This window comes from Streptomyces sp. NPDC002537 (assembly GCF_053594975.1).
Map to the genome: position 1 here is coordinate 1 of NZ_JBSFWT010000063.1, position 17,790 is coordinate 17,790.

The 17,790-nt window shown below is 67.9% G+C and carries 15 protein-coding genes and 1 pseudogene; 12 read left to right on the forward strand and 4 right to left on the reverse strand.

What is annotated here, in order from left to right:
* Positions 1 to 192 precede the first annotated feature (192 nt).
* Together ACWD4A_RS25045 and ACWD4A_RS25050 are read left to right on the forward strand one after the other, a co-directional pair.
* Positions 193 to 1,308 (forward strand): glycoside hydrolase family 19 protein, encoded by a 1,116-nt coding sequence (locus tag ACWD4A_RS25045; protein ID WP_451197342.1) that lies wholly within the window; start codon positions 193 to 195, stop codon positions 1,306 to 1,308.
* Positions 1,309 to 1,623: 315 nt separating this feature from the next.
* A complete protein-coding gene (locus ACWD4A_RS25050; protein ID WP_451197344.1) occupies positions 1,624 to 1,854 on the forward strand; it encodes a hypothetical protein in 231 nt (76 codons plus the stop codon).
* 517 nt (positions 1,855 to 2,371) lie between these two features.
* Here ACWD4A_RS25050 and ACWD4A_RS25055 read toward each other — a convergent pair.
* The 4 genes and pseudogenes from ACWD4A_RS25055 to ACWD4A_RS25070 all read right to left on the reverse strand — a co-directional run bounded on the left by ACWD4A_RS25055 (position 2,372) and on the right by ACWD4A_RS25070 (position 5,653).
* Entirely contained in the window at positions 2,372 to 2,767 is a 396-nt protein-coding gene (locus ACWD4A_RS25055) for a transposase (RefSeq protein WP_451197346.1), read from the reverse strand.
* A 71-nt stretch (positions 2,768 to 2,838) separates the two neighbouring features.
* A pseudogene (locus ACWD4A_RS25060) lies at positions 2,839 to 3,759 on the reverse strand (transposase); the annotation flags it as partial.
* 7 nt (positions 3,760 to 3,766) lie between these two features.
* Positions 3,767 to 4,573 (reverse strand): IclR family transcriptional regulator domain-containing protein, encoded by an 807-nt coding sequence (locus tag ACWD4A_RS25065; protein WP_451197347.1) that lies wholly within the window; start codon positions 4,571 to 4,573, stop codon positions 3,767 to 3,769.
* A gap of 120 nt (positions 4,574 to 4,693) precedes the next feature.
* Positions 4,694 to 5,653, reverse strand: coding sequence for a quinone oxidoreductase family protein (locus ACWD4A_RS25070; protein ID WP_451197390.1), 960 nt, complete (start codon positions 5,651 to 5,653; stop codon positions 4,694 to 4,696).
* A 309-nt stretch (positions 5,654 to 5,962) separates the two neighbouring features.
* On the opposite strand from ACWD4A_RS25070, the gene ACWD4A_RS25075 reads away from it, so the two are divergent.
* From ACWD4A_RS25075 to ACWD4A_RS25120, 10 genes are read left to right on the forward strand one after another with little or no spacing between them, the layout of a single operon-like run.
* Positions 5,963 to 6,856: a conjugal transfer protein gene (locus tag ACWD4A_RS25075; RefSeq protein WP_451197349.1), complete on the forward strand. Its 894-nt coding sequence runs from the start codon at positions 5,963 to 5,965 to the stop codon at positions 6,854 to 6,856.
* Between the two features lie 37 nt (positions 6,857 to 6,893).
* Positions 6,894 to 7,139, forward strand: coding sequence for a hypothetical protein (locus ACWD4A_RS25080; protein WP_451197350.1), 246 nt, complete (start codon positions 6,894 to 6,896; stop codon positions 7,137 to 7,139).
* Positions 7,136 to 7,684, forward strand: coding sequence for a hypothetical protein (locus ACWD4A_RS25085; protein ID WP_451197352.1), 549 nt, complete (start codon positions 7,136 to 7,138; stop codon positions 7,682 to 7,684). The genes ACWD4A_RS25080 and ACWD4A_RS25085 overlap by 4 nt, the downstream gene beginning before the upstream one ends.
* Before the next feature lie 37 nt (positions 7,685 to 7,721).
* Positions 7,722 to 10,271 (forward strand): ATP-binding protein, encoded by a 2,550-nt coding sequence (locus ACWD4A_RS25090; RefSeq protein WP_451197353.1) that lies wholly within the window; start codon positions 7,722 to 7,724, stop codon positions 10,269 to 10,271.
* Positions 10,268 to 10,846 carry a hypothetical protein gene (locus ACWD4A_RS25095; RefSeq protein WP_451197354.1) on the forward strand — a complete coding sequence of 193 codons (579 nt, stop codon included), beginning with the start codon at positions 10,268 to 10,270 and terminating at the stop codon, positions 10,844 to 10,846. Before ACWD4A_RS25090 ends, ACWD4A_RS25095 begins: the two co-directional genes overlap by 4 nt.
* Before the next feature lie 56 nt (positions 10,847 to 10,902).
* The gene (locus ACWD4A_RS25100) at positions 10,903 to 12,906 is read left to right on the forward strand and encodes a hypothetical protein (RefSeq protein ID WP_451197356.1); all 2,004 of its coding nucleotides are present in this window, start codon (positions 10,903 to 10,905) and stop codon (positions 12,904 to 12,906) included.
* The gene (locus ACWD4A_RS25105; protein WP_451197357.1) at positions 12,903 to 13,688 is read left to right on the forward strand and encodes a hypothetical protein; all 786 of its coding nucleotides are present in this window, start codon (positions 12,903 to 12,905) and stop codon (positions 13,686 to 13,688) included. The genes ACWD4A_RS25100 and ACWD4A_RS25105 overlap by 4 nt, the downstream gene beginning before the upstream one ends.
* Positions 13,689 to 13,692: 4 nt before the next feature.
* Positions 13,693 to 14,880 carry a peptidase M23 gene (locus ACWD4A_RS25110; protein WP_451197359.1) on the forward strand — a complete coding sequence of 396 codons (1,188 nt, stop codon included), beginning with the start codon at positions 13,693 to 13,695 and terminating at the stop codon, positions 14,878 to 14,880.
* Between the two features lie 18 nt (positions 14,881 to 14,898).
* Positions 14,899 to 15,690 carry a hypothetical protein gene (locus ACWD4A_RS25115; protein ID WP_451197360.1) on the forward strand — a complete coding sequence of 264 codons (792 nt, stop codon included), beginning with the start codon at positions 14,899 to 14,901 and terminating at the stop codon, positions 15,688 to 15,690.
* A complete protein-coding gene (locus tag ACWD4A_RS25120) occupies positions 15,687 to 17,648 on the forward strand; it encodes a pRL2-11 (RefSeq protein ID WP_451197361.1) in 1,962 nt (653 codons plus the stop codon). Before ACWD4A_RS25115 ends, ACWD4A_RS25120 begins: the two co-directional genes overlap by 4 nt.
* The last annotated feature ends 142 nt before the right edge of the window (positions 17,649 to 17,790 follow it).

Here is a 17,790-nt window from a genome sequence, read left to right on the forward strand (position 1 = left end):
AGACTTCGAACACCTCCCTCAACGGCACGGGAGCCTCGTGCGTTGCGGAGACCGATCCCGTCACCCGATCAGTGGTCACGCTGAAAGAGCTCACTCACCTCCTAGCCACCATGCCGGGGCGGGGTGCTCCACGAAAGCACCCCGCCCCACATAGATGTCCGACCACCCGCACACACGGAAGTCACACACATCATGAAGATAAGACATATCGCCGCCGCACCCATGGCTGCCCTCTCCCTGGCCGGGGTCGTCCTCACTGGGCCCGCACCTGTCGCGCACGCCGCGAGCAGCAGTGGGTCTTTCAGTGGCCTGGCGGGTAAGTGCCTCGATGTGCCGGGCGGGAATACCAGCAATGGCACCCCCGTGCAGATATGGGGCTGCAACGGCGGCGGCAACCAGAACTGGACCGTCAACGATGACGGCACCATCAAGGCCCTCGGCAAGTGCCTGGACGCGAACGAGAGCGGCACGGCGGACGGTACACGCGTGCAGCTGTGGGACTGCAATGGCACCGGCGCCCAGCGCTGGACCTACAACTCGGCCACCCATGACGTGGTCAACCTGAACGCGAACAAGTGCCTCGATGTGAAGGACAACAACCCCTCCGACGGCGCCACCACACAGCTGTGGACGTGCACGGGCAACTCCAACCAGAAGTGGTCGCTCTCCGCCAGTACGCAGAGCAGCGGATTCCCGGTCAGCGAAGCCCAGTTCAACCAGATGTTCCCGAACCGCAACGGCTTCTACACCTACCAGGGCCTCATCGAGGCGACGAAGGCGTTCCCGCAGTTCGCGGGCACCGGAAGCGACGAGACCAGGAAGCAGGAGGCGGCGGCGTTCCTTGCCAATGTCGCCCACGAGACCGGCAACCTCGTCTACGTCGTCGAGCAGAACACCGCCAACTACCCGCACTACTGCGAGTGGAACAGGCCCTACGGCTGCCCGGCCGGCCAGTCCGCCTACTACGGGCGCGGCCCCATGCAACTGTCGTGGAACTACAACTACAAGGCCGCCGGTGACGCCCTCGGCATCGACCTGCTGAACAACCCCTGGCTCGTCGAGAAGGACCCGGCCGTCGCCTGGAAGGCCGCCCTGTGGTTCTGGCATACCTCCAAGGGCGCCGCCAACATCCAGACCCCGCACGAGGCCATCGTGAACGGCCGCGGATTCGGGGAGACGATCCGCATCATCAATGGCGGCCTGGAATGCAACGGCGCGGGACCCGCCCAGGTACAGAGCCGCGTCAGCAGCTACCAGCGCTTCACCCAGATCCTCGGCACCGGCACGGGCGGCAACCTCTACTGCTGATCGATCCCCCGGCACGTGATCGGTCCCCCTGCACGCCCGGGGCCCGGCACAGCACCCACGCTGCGCCGGGCCCCCATATGGCCCGGAATGGCACCGGGATCACATGGCCCCATGCGCATGATGCGTTGAAGGGGATTGCCGCGCCGTCATTTCTAATAACAGGCCCCATGCGCGCGCTCGCCTCCGGAGAGTCGTCGCGCCGTCACTACGTGACGGTTCGCTGACGCGTTGCTCCGCAACGCACAAGAAGCAGCCCTTCTCAGCTCATCCTTGGAGAGAGGGCTCGCTGCGCCGTCACTACGTGACAGTCTTGTCTTGAATATGCAGGGCATGGGCCAGGGGCACACCTGGCCCATGGTGCCTGTCAAGAAACCCAGGCATGGTTTGACTCGTCCCGGAAACGGATCGTGGGGGGAGAAGTACGCGGTCCTGCCGACGCAGCTCTGCAAGGCGCACCACTTGCTGCCGTTGGAACGCAACATCTTTGCCGCCGACCTGACGACCACTAAAGTGGCGCAGCTGACCGTTCCCGAGGAGCACCGCTGAGCCGCGCGCCACACTGACGCATGGCGATCTACCCTTGTTCCCAAAGCTCAAGGCACGGCAGCTGTCCCCTTGCCGGAACGCGGTGCACTCGGGCTGCCGGAACCGGGTCGAAACACGGGTCATCCTGCCCTCCCTCAGGCTGGACACATATCTGGGCGAACCGCTCCGCTGCCTGCGATGCCTGATTCCCCAGGCATGCTGCCACCCTGCGGATGCGTCGAAGGACACTGGCTACCACCCACACGCGGGCACGATCGTCGCGCGGACCGCCGAGCTGAAATCAGCCCGCCTGCCCGAGGACCAGGAGCTGCGGGTATGGCGAGTGGCCTGCCTGGCCGTCACTGTCAACGGCCTTCTCCAGCCTCGGCCTTTCAGCTGGGTTCGACTGAACCGGGTTGATGGTGATGGCGTTGTCTTCCTGGCTGTGTGCGGTCGCAGGTCATGCCAAGAGCCCGACACGCGGGCCGGGGTCTCCAGGGGTCCTTGGTTCGTGGGTGGGCAGGGGCGTTCGTGTCGTTCAGGTGGCTGGCCGGGGCAGGGTCTGGAGTCGGACGAAGGCGGTTGCCAGGTCGTGGCGCCATGGCCAGGTGGCGGTAATCCGCAGGTGCGGGCGCCGGGCGCCGCGGGTGAGGCGGGCATCGACGTGAAGGAGCCGGTAGCAGAGCTTCTTCGGCTCTGCCGTGGCCAGTTCGGCCCGTTCGCTACTGGTCAGTCCATCCCGCTCGCCCGCGTCGGTCCCGGCCTGGCTGACCCAGAACCGTACCGCGGTCTCGGTCAGGTCGAAGTCCTTGGCAACCTGACCGACCGAGCGGTCACCACGCCGGCACAGCTCGACGATCTCGGCTTTGAACTCCGGCGTGAACGAGCGGCGAGGACGCGGCTTCTTCTTGGCCATGCTCTCCAAGGTGGACATCCTTCCGGGGACAGAGCCCCTGATCTCGGATGTCCGTCAAACCGAATCAAGCCCAGGAGGGTCCGGGTTCAGGCGAGCAGGCCGATGGCGGCCAGGGACAGCTCGAGCCATGCCTGGTTGACCGCGTAGTAGCGTGATGGGAAGCGGGCGAGCCCGGTGGATTTGCCGCAGCGGATGCGGTCCTCGATGCAGGCGTGGGCCCGGTGGCGGGCCTCGAGCAGCTGCAAGGAGCCGTGGCCGTAGGGGGTGTCGGTGAGGAAGACCTGGTGGCGCATGCCCTCGTCGAGGTCGAACAGGGACAGCTGGGCGCCGGGGTGGGGGTGTTCGCGCCGGACGATGATGCGGGTGCCCTTGGGGTAGCCAGGCAGGGGGAGTATGCCGGTCAGCTCTGCGACTTGGGCGCCTTCGCGGAGGGTGCCGTCTTGTTCGAGGGCGGGGTGCCACGTCTGTTCGGGCAGGTGGCGGATCGCGCGCCGGACCGGTTCGGTCACGCAGTGTCCGACGGAGAAGAAGCTGTGGATCCCGCGTGAGTGCAGGGTGCGGATGTGGGTCAGGAATGCTTTGGCGGATCCGGCGCTGTCGGCGCGGATGAGGATGTCGGTGCCGTGGCGGTGGGCGTCGGGGATCTGTGCGAGTGCGGCGTCGAGGACGGTGATGTGGTCGTCGGCGGTGTTGGCGGCGGCGTTTCCCGGCCGGGGCAGGCCGACCAGGGCTTCGCCGGTGTTGTCCAGGAAGCACAGCAGGGGGTGGTAGCCGAAGCCGTGTTTGTAGGTGGGGGCGGCGTGTTCCTTTTCGGAATGGCAGGTGATGAGGGTGGCGTCGATGTCCAGGACCAGGCCGGGCAGTTCGTGACCGCATACGCGTGATGCCGGGATGCCGCCGCAGGTCTCGGCGGCCTGCATCCAGGCGTTCTCGCGGGCGGTGGCGCGGGCCGCGCGTAGTGCGGCGAGTGCCGTGGGGCCGATGCCGGCGAGCATCCGCCAGGCGGCAGGAGTGGGATCAGTCGAGGTCCGGCTGGTCGGCGACGCCGTGGCGGCTGATCAGTTCCGCCGCGGTCTTCGTTGCGTTGATGACCGTATCGGGTGCGGTCGGCATGACGGCCGCGGGCTTGAGGAGGAGGACGGCGCCCATGATGATGCCGTCCCATATGACGGGGGCTGCGACGGAGTTCCAGCCGGTCATGCACTCCTGCTGTCCCAGTGCGTAGCCGAGGTCGCGGATGTCGGCCAGTGAGGCGGTCAGGGCGTTGTTGTCGGTGTAGACGCCGGGTCCGGCTTCGTCGGGTACGGGTTCGGCGAGGACGCGCTGCTGGAGTTGTTCGGGCAGGTAGGCCAGGATCGTACGGCCCGACGCGCCGGTCCGGAGAGAACGCGTTACTGACAGTACGTCGCGCGGGGTCATGCCGAGTTCGACGAGGTCGCTGTCTCCGACGGCCATGTCGACGCACTGGCGTGCGGTGCCGGAGAAGGGGGCGACCATGTAGAGGAAGGCCATGCCGCCGGTGGGCGCCCGCAGTTCTTGCAGGGTCTGGTGGACCAGGTCGGTGTCGAGACGGTGGTCGAGTGCGGTGAAGGCGAGTTCGGCGGCTTGGACGCGCAGGCGGTACCGGCCGCGGCGTACCCGGTCGAAGACGCCCTGGTAGATGCCGGACTGCAGGATGCGGCTGACGACGGAGTCGTCGAGGCCGGTGGCATCGGCTATCTCGGCAGGGCTGTGGTCCGGTCCGCCGAGCTCGGAGAACGTCCGCTGGACGAGGAAGACGCGTTCGGCGTGGCCTGAGCTGTTTCCGGTGACGTTGGTGACCATGGTGGTTTCCTCCCCTGGTGGCGGGGCCGTGGCCCTTTGTGAGGGCATGACGACCTTCCCGTCCGTAACAGCCGTAAACGCGTGGACCGTTCACAGCTGTTATGGAGGGTGCTGCTGATACTACTGAGGTCGAGCGGTGGTGAGGGAGATTTTCCCGGTTTGGGTGCGGGAGGCCAGGTCGCGGTGGGCGCGGGCGGCTTCCTCCAGCGGGTAGGTGGTGCCCGGCAGCGGGGTGAGGGTGCCGGAGCGGACTGCGGTGAACAGGGCCTGTACCGAGTCGGCAAGGGCGGTGCGGTCGGTGTAGAGGTGGGGGAGCCAGAAGCCGGAGACGGTGAGAGAGCGCTCCATCAGGGTCCTGGTGGTCACGGTGGCGATGTCGCCGCCGGCGTATCCGAAGACCGCGAGCCGGCCGCGGGGTGCGACGGCGGCGAGGGTGCGGTCGAAGGTGGGACCGCCGGTCATCTCCATCGCGGCGTGCACCGGTCCACCCGCCGCTTCCACGATGCGTTCGGTCAGATCCTCGGCAGTGGAGTCGACGGCCGCGTGCGCGCCCAGTTTCACGGCGAGTTCGCGTTTTTCCGCCGTGCTGGCGAGCGCGATGACCTTCGCCCCGGCGTGGGCGGCGAGTTGGACGGCGAGGGAGCCGAGCCCGCCCGCGGCGGCGGGGATGACGACGGTCTCGCCGCTGGTGATCCGCAGCGAGGTGTGCAGCAGGTGCCAGGCCGAGTTGCCCTGCAGGGCCAGGGCGACGGCCTGGTCGTCGGTGATGTCGTCGGGTATGTCCCAGCTGACGCGTGTGTGGACCAGCGCCTTCTCGGCGTAGCCGCCGCCCCGGATCAGTCCGGCGATGCGGCGGCCGCCCGGACCGATGGTCCCGACGACTTCGTTGCCGGGGATGTAGGGCAGGGGGACTTTCGCGAGATAGCTGTTGTCCCGTGCGTGGAGGTCCGCGAAGTTCACGCCGACACGTGTGACGTGGACGAGGTGGTGGCCGCGGCGGGGTTCGGGGTCCGGGGCATCGGCGGGCCGCAGGACCTCCGGGCCGCCGAATTCGTTCTGGAGGAAGTCCTCTGTTTTCAGGGCGTGTTCCGGGATTTCGGCTGTCGAGCCCGTGGACAGCCCAGTGTTGCGTGTTTGCCTGTGGGAGGCCGTTGCGTGATGCCGTCGATGAGAGAAGTGCTCAGACGGATTCTCAATCTTCCTGTGCCACGTACTCACCCATCGGGCGGTATCCCAGACCCTGAAGCAGCAGGAGATACGCACCTTTCAGAAAGCGCACAGGCCTGGGTTACCGCCGGTCGGCAGCTGCAGCAGCAGGCCAAGCCGAAGGAATCGCCGTCGGCACGGACCGGCCGCCGACAGCTACCGGGCGGGCGCCGGACCTCATGGATGGTCGAGGACGAGCGCAACGGTGCGAAGTTCGCGGCACGGCTGGGCCGGGCGGTGCTGTGGTGCGTAGTGGGACTGGCTGTGATCACCGGCGTGCGGACGTGGTTCTGGCCCCGAGAGAGCCCGCCGCCCCCGACCGCGGAGGGGAAGGCTGCCCCGGCGTACCCGGTACAAGAGGCCCAGGCCGTCGCCGCCCGGTACGCGCGAGCGTTCCTCACCTGGGACGAGGGCGCGCCGGAGGCGAGGGCGAAGGAGCTGGCACGCGACCTGCCCCGGGGAACGGACGCGGCCGCAGGCTGGAACGCCAAGGGCCGCCAGGACGTACTGGTCGCCCAGCCGGGGGCCGTGACACCACAGCAGGACCGGGCGCGGGCCCGTGTCCACGTGGACGTCCTGGTGAGTACCCCGGCTCCGGAACCCAAAGACAAGAAGGACAAGCCGCCGGCGCCCGAGCAGCGGTGGGTCGGCCTGGAGATACCGGTAGCCGCCACCGAGGGGCGCATCGTCGTCACCGGGCAGCCCGGCATCGTCGGCGTCCCCAGGAACGCGCCGCCCGTGCCGGAGAGGGCTGTTCCGGATGTCGACGCGCAGTTCGGCGAGGTGACCAGGAGCGTCGTGGAAGGGTTTCTCACCGCGTACGCGAACGGCACCGTCGATTCCGTCACGGCACCCGGTGCCTCCGTCGCGCCCCTGCCCTCAGGACTGACGCTCGGCAGCCTGCAGAACTGGACGGCCGACAAGGGCAGTGGTGACACCCGTACGGGGACAGCGGCCGTGGTGTGGAACCTCTCCGGCGCCGAGATCACGCAGATGTACCGCATCGAGCTGACCCGCGTGTCCTCGGCATCCGCCGCGCGCTGGCAGGTCGCGCGGATCCAGGGCGGGGCGGCGTGAGCCCGCACCGCCTGAACACACTCAAGGGGAACTGCTGATGGGCACGCAGAATCTGGCCGCGCTGACCAGCGGGGTGCAGCTGAAGGACTGGATCATCACTGTCGCCGGCAACGTCTTCCTGATCATTTTGATCGTCAGAGGCATAGGCCACTACGCGAAGCGCGAATGGGGCGGGCTGATCAGCCATCTGATGGCCGGTGTTGTGGTCGCCGGATTCGTGTACGCGTCGGACGTCACCAAGAGCGTACTGGTGGATGTCTGGACCAAGGTCGTCGGCGCATGAGGACCGGGCACACCTACACCCGGCATTTTGACCTGGAGACCCGGCAGCACGAACTGCTCGGGGTGGATCTGGGGGAGGGGCCGCCGCGCCGTCTGTTGATCACCGGATTTGTGTTCTACGTGGTGTGGACCGGGGCGTTTTTGCTGGTGTTCGGGTGGCCGTCGAGGGTCTTCTTCGTCTTCTACTTCGTGCCGCCCGCCCTGATCGCCTACTACGGCGCGCAGCGCAGTAAGCGGATCGACCGCCGTTGGAATCTCACGCACTGGGCCCTGACGGTCCGTTACCTGGTGGTCGGCCACCGGCCGGTCGTCAATGGCGGCCGCCGGGCGGCCGGGCGTGCCGAGTGGCTGCCGCTGCGGGCCCGCCTGGGGGAGAAGGCAGGACGTCTGGCGGAACTGCCTGGCATGGGCAGTGTGGAGGGCCTGCTGGGGGACGGCGAGGCGAAGGCGGTGGCGGGGCGGGCGCTGACGCTCGACATCCGCCCGCGCCTGTACGGGCCGGACGTCGTCTACCGCGCCCGCCAGCGCGGCCGCGCCAGGAAGTGAACGCGGCCGCACCGAGCAGTACATGGGGAGGACGGACATGAGGTTGCTGAAAGGTATGGCGCGGCTGGCCGGGGTGGTGGGGGATCGCTCGGCACCACCGCCACAGTATGTCGCCATCGCGGACGGTCTGATCGTGACGGAGACACACGCCCAGGCGTGGTACGTCCTGGGCAGTTCCAACACGGACCTGATGAGCGAGGCCGCACGCGATGCGGAGCACGACCAGGTAGCCGGCGCGCTGGCCCGGCTGCTGGCCGGGTACGACTGCCACCTGAAAGTGGTGTGGTCGCCGCTGGACGCGGAGGACTACCGTACCGAGGCCGGGCGGCTGTTCACCGCGGGCGACTTCCCGGCGTGGGCCGGTGCCCGGGTACGGCGGTTGGAGGACCTGGGACTGTCGACCCGTCACCTGCTGCTCGGCGCGCGGATCGCCGAGCGGTCCAGTCAGGCCACGGCCCGCGGCCGTAACGGGGCGCAGAAGGCGTTCGGCATCGCCTCGTCCACCGTGCCCGCGAGGGAACTCGCGCGCCTGGACGCACTGGCCCGACGGCTGGGGCGTCAGCTGGAAACCACACCATGGAAGGCACAGCCGGCCACAGTGGAGATGCTGGCCTGGCTGATCGCCCGCGAACAGCACCGGGGAACCGTACTGCCCGCCCCCGACAGTGACGGCGTGATCAGCGGAGCCAAGATCGCGCAACTGGTGCGTGGCCGCGTCATGCCCTACCCCGACCACATACGCTTGCTCGATCGCCGGGGCGAGGCCGCGGCCTGGACCGCCGTGCTGGCGATGACGGGCTTCCCCGAGGAGATGGAGTCACCCGGTGCGGGGGAGTGGCTGCGGACAGTCTCCGAGATCACCTATGTCCCGGAGTGGGAAGGCGAGGACGTCGACCCGGACGTGACCTTCCTGCCCGTCAACCCCGAGCCGTCCGTGCGTTTCAAGGTCCTGCACCGCCGGGACGCGCTGAAGAAGACCGACGAGGCCCGCCGCCTGGCCAAGGAACAGCGACAGAGCGCCTCCGCGCACTCCGCAGGCGAGACGGGGCAGGAGATCCAGGAAACCGAGGAGACGATGGAGGCCCTCGCGCGCGACATGAAGCGAGAGGACGTCACCCTCCTCGAGGACCACCCTCGGATCGTCGTCAGCAGTGACGTGTCGCTGGACGACCTGCGGGCCAGGGTCGACGCGGTGATCACCCACTACGGCGGCCTGGGCATCGAAGTCAGCGTCCTGGAGGAGGAACAGCGCGAGGCCTGGCTGGAGACCCAGCCCGGCGACCGGGTACGCATCCCCGACCTGATGCACACCCGCACCGTCGGCGCGCTCGCCGGTTCATGGTTCTGGGGCGGCGCGTCCGTGGGAGATGACGAAGGACCGGTCATCGGCCTCCTCACCGGCACCACCCCCGGCATCGTCCGCAACGACCTCACCGGCGGCTCCGACCGAGGAGACGCGACCACCACCGCCTTCATCGGCCGCAGCGGTCGGGGCAAGACGACCGCGATGATGCTGTCCCTGCTGGACGCCGCCTTCCGCGGCGCATTCGTCCTCGCCCTCGACTTCAAGGGCGACATGGGCGGCCTCGTCTCCGCCGGCCAGTACTACGGCCTGAACGCCCATCTCGTGGAAACGGGCGCACAGTTCGCCGGGACCGCCGACCTGTTCACCCTGCTGACCGGCGAAGCCGCAGAACGCGCACAGACGGAAGTACCCGCCCAACTGGGCATCGCCCTGCCACAGCACCTGCGGATGCGCGGTGCGGAAACCCCGATCCAGCTGGCCGTCAACGAGATCATCGCCCAAGGCGACCCGCAGACCTGGAAGGTAATCGAGCACCTGCGGCAGTCACAGGACGAACTCGCCCGCGAAACCGGCGACGCCCTGCTCGAGCTCTCCCGGACCGCCCTGGGCGCCCCCTTCATGGGCAGACCCGCAGGCGACGCACTGCTATCGCCCGAATCCGGGCTGTGGGCCGTCCAGGTCCCCGGCATCACGCTGCCCTCTCCCGACGACGAACGCGAAGACTGGTCCGTACACCAGCGCCTGAGCGTGGCACTGGTCCACTCACTCCTGGCCTACGGGATCAGCATGGCGGGCCGCAAAGACCTACGCGGCATGCCCAAAGTCCTGGCCGTCCCCGAAGTACACGTCCTGACCGCGACCCGCGAAGGCGCGTCCTTCCTGCAGTACGTGGCACGGGTGGGCCGCGCACTGAGAACGGCTCTGGTCGTCGACACCCAGGACCCCGAGTCGCTGGCCGGACTGACGGGCCTGCTCGAACAGCTCACGACCGTATTCGGATTCCAGCTGACTTCCGCGGAACAGCAGGACACACTCGCCGCCCTCCTCGACCTCTCACCAGGCACCCACACACGCGCCCTGATCCAGGCCATCGGCGTCGACAGCACCCAGGAAATCCGCCACGGCCACTGCATCATGCGCGACCGCCGGTTCAACAGCGCGACCGTCCAATGGGACATCCCGTCCCTGGAACTGATGCAACTGCTGAGCACCACTCCCATCTCTGACGACGGCGACCGCGGCGTGGACCTGACCAAACAACCCGAGGGAGAGACAGCATGAAGCGTATTGTGACCACGGCCGCTGCTGCGGCTGTCCTGCTGGCCGTCGCCGGATGCTCTTCCCAGGAAGAAACGCACAGCAGGGTGGAGACCCCAGCCGACACATCCAAAACCGTTATGGCGGTTGCCGTCGCATACCAGCAGGCATTGATGGACCACGACTGGACTCGCTCCTGCCGGATGGAGACTCCCCAGGAGCGCCTTGGCCGCACGGTCCAAGAATGCGTGGCCAACAACAGCCCTCACCATTCCGACGCACCGTCGGAGTCCGCGGATACGGCCAGACCGTCCGCACGGGAGGGTACGGACAAGGAGTCGTCCAACGACCCGGTCTCGCTGGGCCCGGTCACCGCGGAACCGCCCGTGGACGTGCCCGGCAACAGCGAACACCCAGCTGGCACCGGCGTCATGGTGATGTTCACCGCTGAGGAGAAGCACCGCTCACGCACCTACCGGTACGCCATACGACTCGTCCGCAGCGGCAGCTCCTGGCAGGTCGATCAGCGCGAGACGGTCTTCGACTCGGACATCGCGCACGGCGACCCGGTCCGGGCGGCTCTGGGGAAAACCCGATGAGGCTGTTGAGATGGCGGCTGCCGCGACTGCGGAACTTGGCTGTCCCATTGGTGGGGGTGCTCGCCACCCTCGTTCTGTGCGGATCGGTCGCCAACGCGGCCGACAGCCCGCGCAAGGAGCACAAGACCTTCGAAGTGACGGGCGTGGGCAGCCTCTTGCCATCCCCCGAAATCCCAAGGCCCGGAGGAAAGGAGGCAGGCACCTTCTTCGAGACCTACAACAACGACGACCTCTACGAGCTCGATACCGAATACGGCATGTGGGACACCGATGACTTCGTGGAGATCTTCGCCGATATCTTCATGAGTCTGACGGTGACGGTCGGCCGCGCGGCAGTGGTCTGCGTCCAGTGGGCGTTCAAGATGACTTCCCTGCCTGAGGTAGAGCAGGCCATGACCAAGGCGATCTCCGCCTCGGCCGGTACGGTCACCGAAACGCTCTTGCCCTCGGCGCTGATGGTCGGTGCGCTTGTCGCCTGGGCCAATCACCGCAAGTCGGGATCCTCGATTGGTCAGCTTGGCTGGGTCTTCGCCTCCGGAGTTCTGGCTGTCTCTCTGCTGACCAGCCCCAACATCTGGGTGAGCGCCCTCGACTCCACCCGTACTGTCGGAACCTCCATTGCTTTCAAGGCCGCTGACGCCGGGCTCGGCGACGGAATACAGGAGCCGATCAAGCTCGGCCACGAAGTCCAGTACACCAAGGACGAACGCGACACGATGCTGCGGAAATCTGCGGATGCGGTCTGGCGCACCTACGTTGCTACGCCGTGGTGCATCGCGGAGTTCGGCAGCACGGGCGCGTGCAAGGAGTACGGGAAGGAGCTGCTCGACCAGGGCACGGACTCGAAGGACCGCAAGACATGGCTGAGCCATAACGTCAATGGCAACCCCGACGGTGGCCAGGACACACTCAAGTGGCGGGAGGGCCACCGCCCTCTGGGGCGGATGATGGTGACGTTCGCGGCCCTGATCGGTGTGACCCTGTTCGCGGTGCTGGCGATCATGCTGGCCTTCGCGTCTCTGGCCAGCCTGCTCGGTGCGCTGATGCTGCTGGTCTGCGGGGTGTTCTTCGCCTGCCTGTGGGTGATTCCCGGGCGCCCACGCCAATGGGGCACCAAGTGGTTTGACCTCCTGCTGGGCTTCGCCCTGCAGAGCTTCATCAGCACCATGGTGCTGGGCTCCGCGATGATCATGATGAGCGTCACGACGGGCACGCTCGGCGAGTACGGGTACTTCGCCGGGGCGGGCCTGAGCATCTGCTCCGTCATCGTCGCCTTCAGGATGCGCAAGCTCATGGAATCGATCGTCGGTGTCTCACGGTCCATGGGCCCCGGAGCCGCGATCGGCGGCTTGCTCGCGGCGCGCAGCGCGATGAAGGGCGCCGGGATGCTGTGGCGCGGAGCCCGCCGCGTCGGCCGTCGTCTCCCACCGAGGCCGGCGATGCGGTGGCCCACTGCCGACGACCTCGGCCCCGGCTCTCGCGTTCCATTCCCTGGCGGCGGTGGGAGAGGGGGTGGCCGTGGGATCGCCGGAGCAGGAATGCCCCGGCGGCCCCTGCCCCCTCCACCCTCCGTGCAAGGAGCACGCGCTCCATTGCCCCCTGGCAGCAGCAGGCGCGAAGTGGGACCGGTGATGAGCAGGCCGGAACTGCCCCCGTCGAGCGCGCCCGTACGAGGCCGCAGCGTTGCGGACGGCGCCAGGCCCGTCTCCCCGGCGTCGCAGCGCCGGGCCATCGAACCCGCTTCAGTTCGGCCGCGCCCGGCTCTGCCCGCAGGCCCGAGCGCACCCTCACCGTCCCACCCCGCCCCGGCCGAGATATCCGCGACAGGCAGGCCATCTCCAGTGCTGCGGCCCGAGGCAGGAACCCAGCCTTCCTTCGGGTTCCAGCGCCTGCCGCGCACAGGGACCACCGCTCCGCGCGTGATCCGCAGCGAAGTCATCCGCAGTAGCCCGGTCCGTCCGGGCGGGCCCACCAGCCCGGCCCCGTCACGTCCCGAGCCCGCGCGACGTCGCCGTCGCATGGCAGTGTCCGGAGCCCGTAAGGTAGGTGGCCGCAGGTGAGCAAGGACGACGACAGAGACGAGCCGAAGTCCCCGCTCGATTGGCGGGAGTTGCTCAAGACCGGCTACGACTACCCCGAGGAAATGAAGACGGACCGGCGCGGCGAGCGGCGCCGCGCCCGCAAGCAGTACCGGCAGCGCGAGCGGGACGGGCTCAAGCAGGTGCTGGAGGAAGAGCGCCGCCGCGAGCCGATGACCGCGGGCGGGGCCGTGCTCGTACTCGTCGTGATCCTGGCCATCGGATGGGCCTCTGCGCGGTGGTTCTTCCACGAGGATGGGCAGGCTCCGGAGTCTGCCGCAGCTGCCAGTACGCCTGCCGAATCCGGACCGGCCGAGCCTCGCGGTACCCCGGATACGAAAGTGTCGCCGCAGTCGGCCGATCCGTCGGGCGACGCCGATCTCAGCAGCCCGGAGAAGGCCGCCGAAGGGTTCGCCCGCGCCTACTTCACGATGAACCCGCCCGCGGACAAGACCCACGAGACGGTGATCCGGCGGACGTCCCCGTGGATGACCGAGGCGCTGACCCGGAATCTGCTGATGTACCCCGACCGGGCATGGAACGAGCTGATCTCCAACGGCGGCATATCCACGATTGCCTCGGTCACCGTCAAGAAGGCTGACCAGAACAGGCCGGTCGACACCCCACTCAGGGCATGGCGGACCGTGACGGTCGAGGCTGCCATCGACGGATACAAGCAGTACCGGCAAAGCTACGTCCTGCAGACCGAGATGAGACGCAGCAGCGACAACACCTGGCACGTCGCCCGGGTTCTGGGGGTCTGAACCCATGGACGGACGCCAGGCCATAGGCATGGCCGCAGGAGTGGCAGGGCGCGGACTGGTGATCAAAATCGCCATCCCCGCCGCCATCCTCGGCATGTTCGGACTGATCGCGCTGGGGCTCGTCGCCGGGATCTCCGGGACGAAGGCCCGGGCCGCATCCGGATGCGGCCCGGTCGGACAGCCCGATGCCACTGGCGGCAGAGCGACCGGTAGCGAGCACGCCCAGCAACTGTCCAACGCCAAAACCATCGACCGCGTCGCGGCGGAAGGCGGCCTGTCCGGGCGCGCCACCCTCATCGGCCTCATCACCGGGCTTGCGGAATCATCCTTGCTGAACCTGGACCACGGCGACAGAGACAGTCTGGGCGTCTTCCAGCAGCGGCCCTCATCCGGCTGGGGAACCAAAGAACAGATCATGGACGTCGCCCACGCCGCCAAAATGTTCTTCTTCGGCGGCGATACCGGAGACCCGCCCGGTCTCACCAGTGTCAAGGGCTGGGAGAACAAGACGCTCAACGACGCGGCGCAGGCCGTCCAGCGCAGCGCGTTCGCCGACGCCTACGCGGGCCAGGAGGCCGAAGCACGCAGCATCGCCGAGGAAGCCGGCATCAACCTCGACCGTCCCGCCAAGGGCGACGGCGGCCGGACCCGCGACGACGCTTCATCCGCCCCCTCACCAGGACAGCATGGCGCTCACGAGGCAACCCCCGCCAACTGCACGGACAGCAAGCAGAACAGCCCTGGCGAGCCCGGCCAGGCCTTCCACGACGGCCGCGCCTCATGGCCCGGCGATGTCAAGAACCGCCGGTCGACGGAGGACGCCATCCGGTGGGCACAGCAGGAAGCAGCGAGCGGCAGCGACCGCTGGTACCGCATGTGCCTGGCCTTCGTCGCCACCACCTACGGCTGGAACGCCTCCGGAACCACCTACGCACAGGACCACTACCTGGACGTGGTGCCCAAGGAGATGCGCCACGACAGCGACCGCGACCCGCCTGTCGGAGCACTCATGTTCTGGACCACAGGCAGTCGCGCCGGGCACGTCGCGCTCTACGTCGGCGACGGAGAGATCGCCTCGAACGACATCGAAACCCCAGGCCACATCAGCATCGTCCCCGCGACGGACATCGAAACGAAGTGGGGCGCTACATACCTGGGCTGGAGCCCTCCGTACTTCCCGCACGCCGGATGACGAAGAAAGAAGAGCACCATGCCTGCCACCGACCCCGACCAGGTACCGGCCATCCCCCTCTACATCATCACCGTCGCGGCATCCGGCGCCACCACCCTCGACGGGGAGCCGGTCCACGCAGAACCCGGCCAGGAGCCGCGCGTCGCCGCCCTTGCGGAAATCCGCATCAAAGCAGCCCTCTGCGACCGAGCCGTCCGCGTCAACGCCAAAGAACCCGACGGCACCGTCTGGCCCCTTCTCGTCGACACCGACGGCACCGTCACTGTCCTCGACACCCCTCACCCCACCCCGCCCCGCACAGCCACCACCCCCAACTGGCAGGCGCCACTACCCGTGCGCCACCAGCCGCTCTACAGACACCTGCTCACCGCCATAAGGGCGGACGACCTCGACACCGCCGTCATCACCGCAACCAACCTCGAAACCGCGCTGACACAGGAATACGGCCCCCGCCACCCGCACACCCTCAACATCCTCACGCTGCGCACCTGGCTGACCCTGCGCCGGCAGCCCACCACGCGCGACACCCTCGACCTCCTGCTCCACACCACCGGACGACGCCACGAAGCCCATGCCCTCCCGCCAGAAGACACCGCGCGCTGCGCTCGCAACGCCCACGCGGTATGGGGTCGCCTGACCGGTACCGACCCGTCCGCAGCCCGAGAGCTGTCCGCAGACGTCCTGCGTGTGCTGGACCTCGTGGGGGAGACGAGCAGGGCCCGCGACATAAGAGCCTGGACCGACACCGCCGTCGCCGGGCGAAGGACCCCCGGTGACCGACGCACAAAGCGGAAGAAAGACGTCCGATGACAAGAAGCCACATCGACAAGCAGATCGAGGAGCTGGCCGAAGGACTGGGCATGGGGCTGGGCCGGTTCCTGTCCGGACGCGACATGGACGGGATCCGCCGCACCGACGCCACGTTCCTCAAGCCCGGCAGCCACGTCCTGCCCGAGACGGAGGGCGCCGTCTCCAGGGCGGCCTACCGGCCGGGCTGGCAGCGCCTCGGCGCCCGGCTGACCACCCTCGGCCTGATCGGTGGCGGCAGCTACAGCTACTGGCAGGACCCGCAACAAACCCTCCAGGCCCTGGAATACGGCGGCACGGGCGCGGCCGGCGTGGCCGCAGCCGCCGGTATCGCGTACGCCCTGTGGAGCAAAGAACGACGCGAGCTCATGCGCGAATGGGTCAGGCCCCTGCACTTGGCCCTCGCGGGCCCGCTGGGCATACCCGAGCAAAGCGACCCCCGCCGGTACCTGCGCATCCCACTGAACTTCTCCGATGACGACGCCAGGATCCGCATCGACCTCCCCGTGAACCTCAAATTCAACGAGACAGCCGTGGCCGAGCTGATCGTCAAGAAACTCGCCCTGGAAGGCGTCTCCTTCTCCTGGAGATATGCGGGCAAAGCACCGTACGTCCTCGTCAAGAAGGCCCTGCGACCGCCGGACAAGCTCCTCTTCAAGGACCCGGACGTACGCGAACTCGTGCGCCGCGCCCCTGAGCCGGCACCGCTGATCGGCCTGGGCAGCGGCGACAGGACCGTGGCGGTCAACCTCGACGACGACTCCCCGCACGTCCTGGTTGCCGCGGGCACCGGCGGCGGCAAATCCGTCATCCTGCGCACCATCGCATCCCAGCTGATCCGCAACGGCGCGCTCACCTACATCCTGGACTTCAAACGGATATCGCACCCCTGGGCCCGCGGGGTGCCCGGCGTGACGTACTGCCGGGACATCGCCGAGATCCACGACGCCCTGATCCACCTCGGAGCGGAGGGCCGCCACCGCATCCACCTGGCCGACCAGCTGGGCGATGAAGCCGACCTCACCCAGGTCGGCCCAAGGATGGCCATCCTCCTCGAAGAGGTCAACGCCACCATGAAACAGCTCGCCCGCTACTGGGAGAAGATCCGGGGAAGGAACGACCCCAAAACCTCCCCGGCCATCGACTCCCTCGCCGAAATCCTGTTCATGGGCCGCCAAGTACGCCTGCACGTCCTGCTCGTCGCTCAGTCCGCCACCGCCCGCGCCCTCGGCGGCCCCGAAATGCGCGAGAACTTCGCCACCCGCATCCTGGCCCGCTACACCCAGAACGCCTGGCGCATGCTCGCCCCCGAAGTCCATCCCGCCCCGAAAAGCACCCGCCACACCGGCCGCGCCCAAGTCGTCCTCGGCGGCATCGCCCATGAGACCCAAATCCTCTTCATGACCCACGCCGAAGCCCACGCCTGGGCAATGGGTGATACCAACGTCCAGGCCCCAGTCGTGACCCTGAAGAAAACCGAGCCCGTACCCGCCGGCATCCCTGCCGCACTGCCCGGTGGAGCCGCTCCCACGACGATACTGGCGAGCGCCGGCGCACCTGCTGAGCAGCAGTCCTCACCGCCAGCTGAACTGCCGAGATGCGCGGACCGATTCGTCACGGCTGTCCCGGCCGAAACGCCCGCAGCCCTAGCCGCATCGGCGCTGCCTGCCAGCGAAAAACACGCGACTGTACCTGCGAATGCAGCAGAATCCCCAGGCGCGGGGGACCCAACCCCCGTAGAGGAAAAGGCTGACGAGTTGGTCGGGTTGCGCCAAGCCCAGCAACAGTTCCTGCCCGACATCACCATCACCACGCTGCGATGGGCACGGGCCAACGACCCTGACTTTCCAGCCGCGTCCGGCAAACGGGGCGCAGAATTCCTCTACCAGGCATCGGAACTGTGCCGGTGGGCTCGCAATCGTCCCCGTGTCGGCTCAGACCCGACCGAGACTTCCTCATGAGGAAGAAGCGGCAGATAGTGCTGCGGTTTTCTGATTCGGAAGCAGACCGGCGCTAAGACTGGGCGGCTTCCATCCGTCAGCGAGTTGCGGGACCGTAGTCCAGAGCGATACCCCCATCAGATGAGGGGATGCAGTGGCTAAG

What these genes read in the sequence shown, in the direction of transcription:
- ACWD4A_RS25045 (WP_451197342.1), top strand. Translation starts at nt 193, where the DNA reads ATGAAGATAAGACATATCGCCGCCGCACCCATGGCTGCCCTCTCCCTG.
- ACWD4A_RS25055 (WP_451197346.1), bottom strand. Translation starts at nt 2,767, where the DNA reads ATGTCCACCTTGGAGAGCATGGCCAAGAAGAAGCCGCGTCCTCGCCGC.
- ACWD4A_RS25065 (WP_451197347.1), bottom strand. Translation starts at nt 4,573, where the DNA reads ATGGTCACCAACGTCACCGGAAACAGCTCAGGCCACGCCGAACGCGTC.
- ACWD4A_RS25075 (WP_451197349.1), top strand. Translation starts at nt 5,963, where the DNA reads ATGGTCGAGGACGAGCGCAACGGTGCGAAGTTCGCGGCACGGCTGGGC.
- ACWD4A_RS25080 (WP_451197350.1), top strand. Translation starts at nt 6,894, where the DNA reads ATGGGCACGCAGAATCTGGCCGCGCTGACCAGCGGGGTGCAGCTGAAG.
- ACWD4A_RS25085 (WP_451197352.1), top strand. Translation starts at nt 7,136, where the DNA reads ATGAGGACCGGGCACACCTACACCCGGCATTTTGACCTGGAGACCCGG.
- ACWD4A_RS25090 (WP_451197353.1), top strand. Translation starts at nt 7,722, where the DNA reads ATGAGGTTGCTGAAAGGTATGGCGCGGCTGGCCGGGGTGGTGGGGGAT.
- ACWD4A_RS25095 (WP_451197354.1), top strand. Translation starts at nt 10,268, where the DNA reads ATGAAGCGTATTGTGACCACGGCCGCTGCTGCGGCTGTCCTGCTGGCC.
- ACWD4A_RS25110 (WP_451197359.1), top strand. Translation starts at nt 13,693, where the DNA reads ATGGACGGACGCCAGGCCATAGGCATGGCCGCAGGAGTGGCAGGGCGC.
- ACWD4A_RS25115 (WP_451197360.1), top strand. Translation starts at nt 14,899, where the DNA reads ATGCCTGCCACCGACCCCGACCAGGTACCGGCCATCCCCCTCTACATC.
- ACWD4A_RS25120 (WP_451197361.1), top strand. Translation starts at nt 15,687, where the DNA reads ATGACAAGAAGCCACATCGACAAGCAGATCGAGGAGCTGGCCGAAGGA.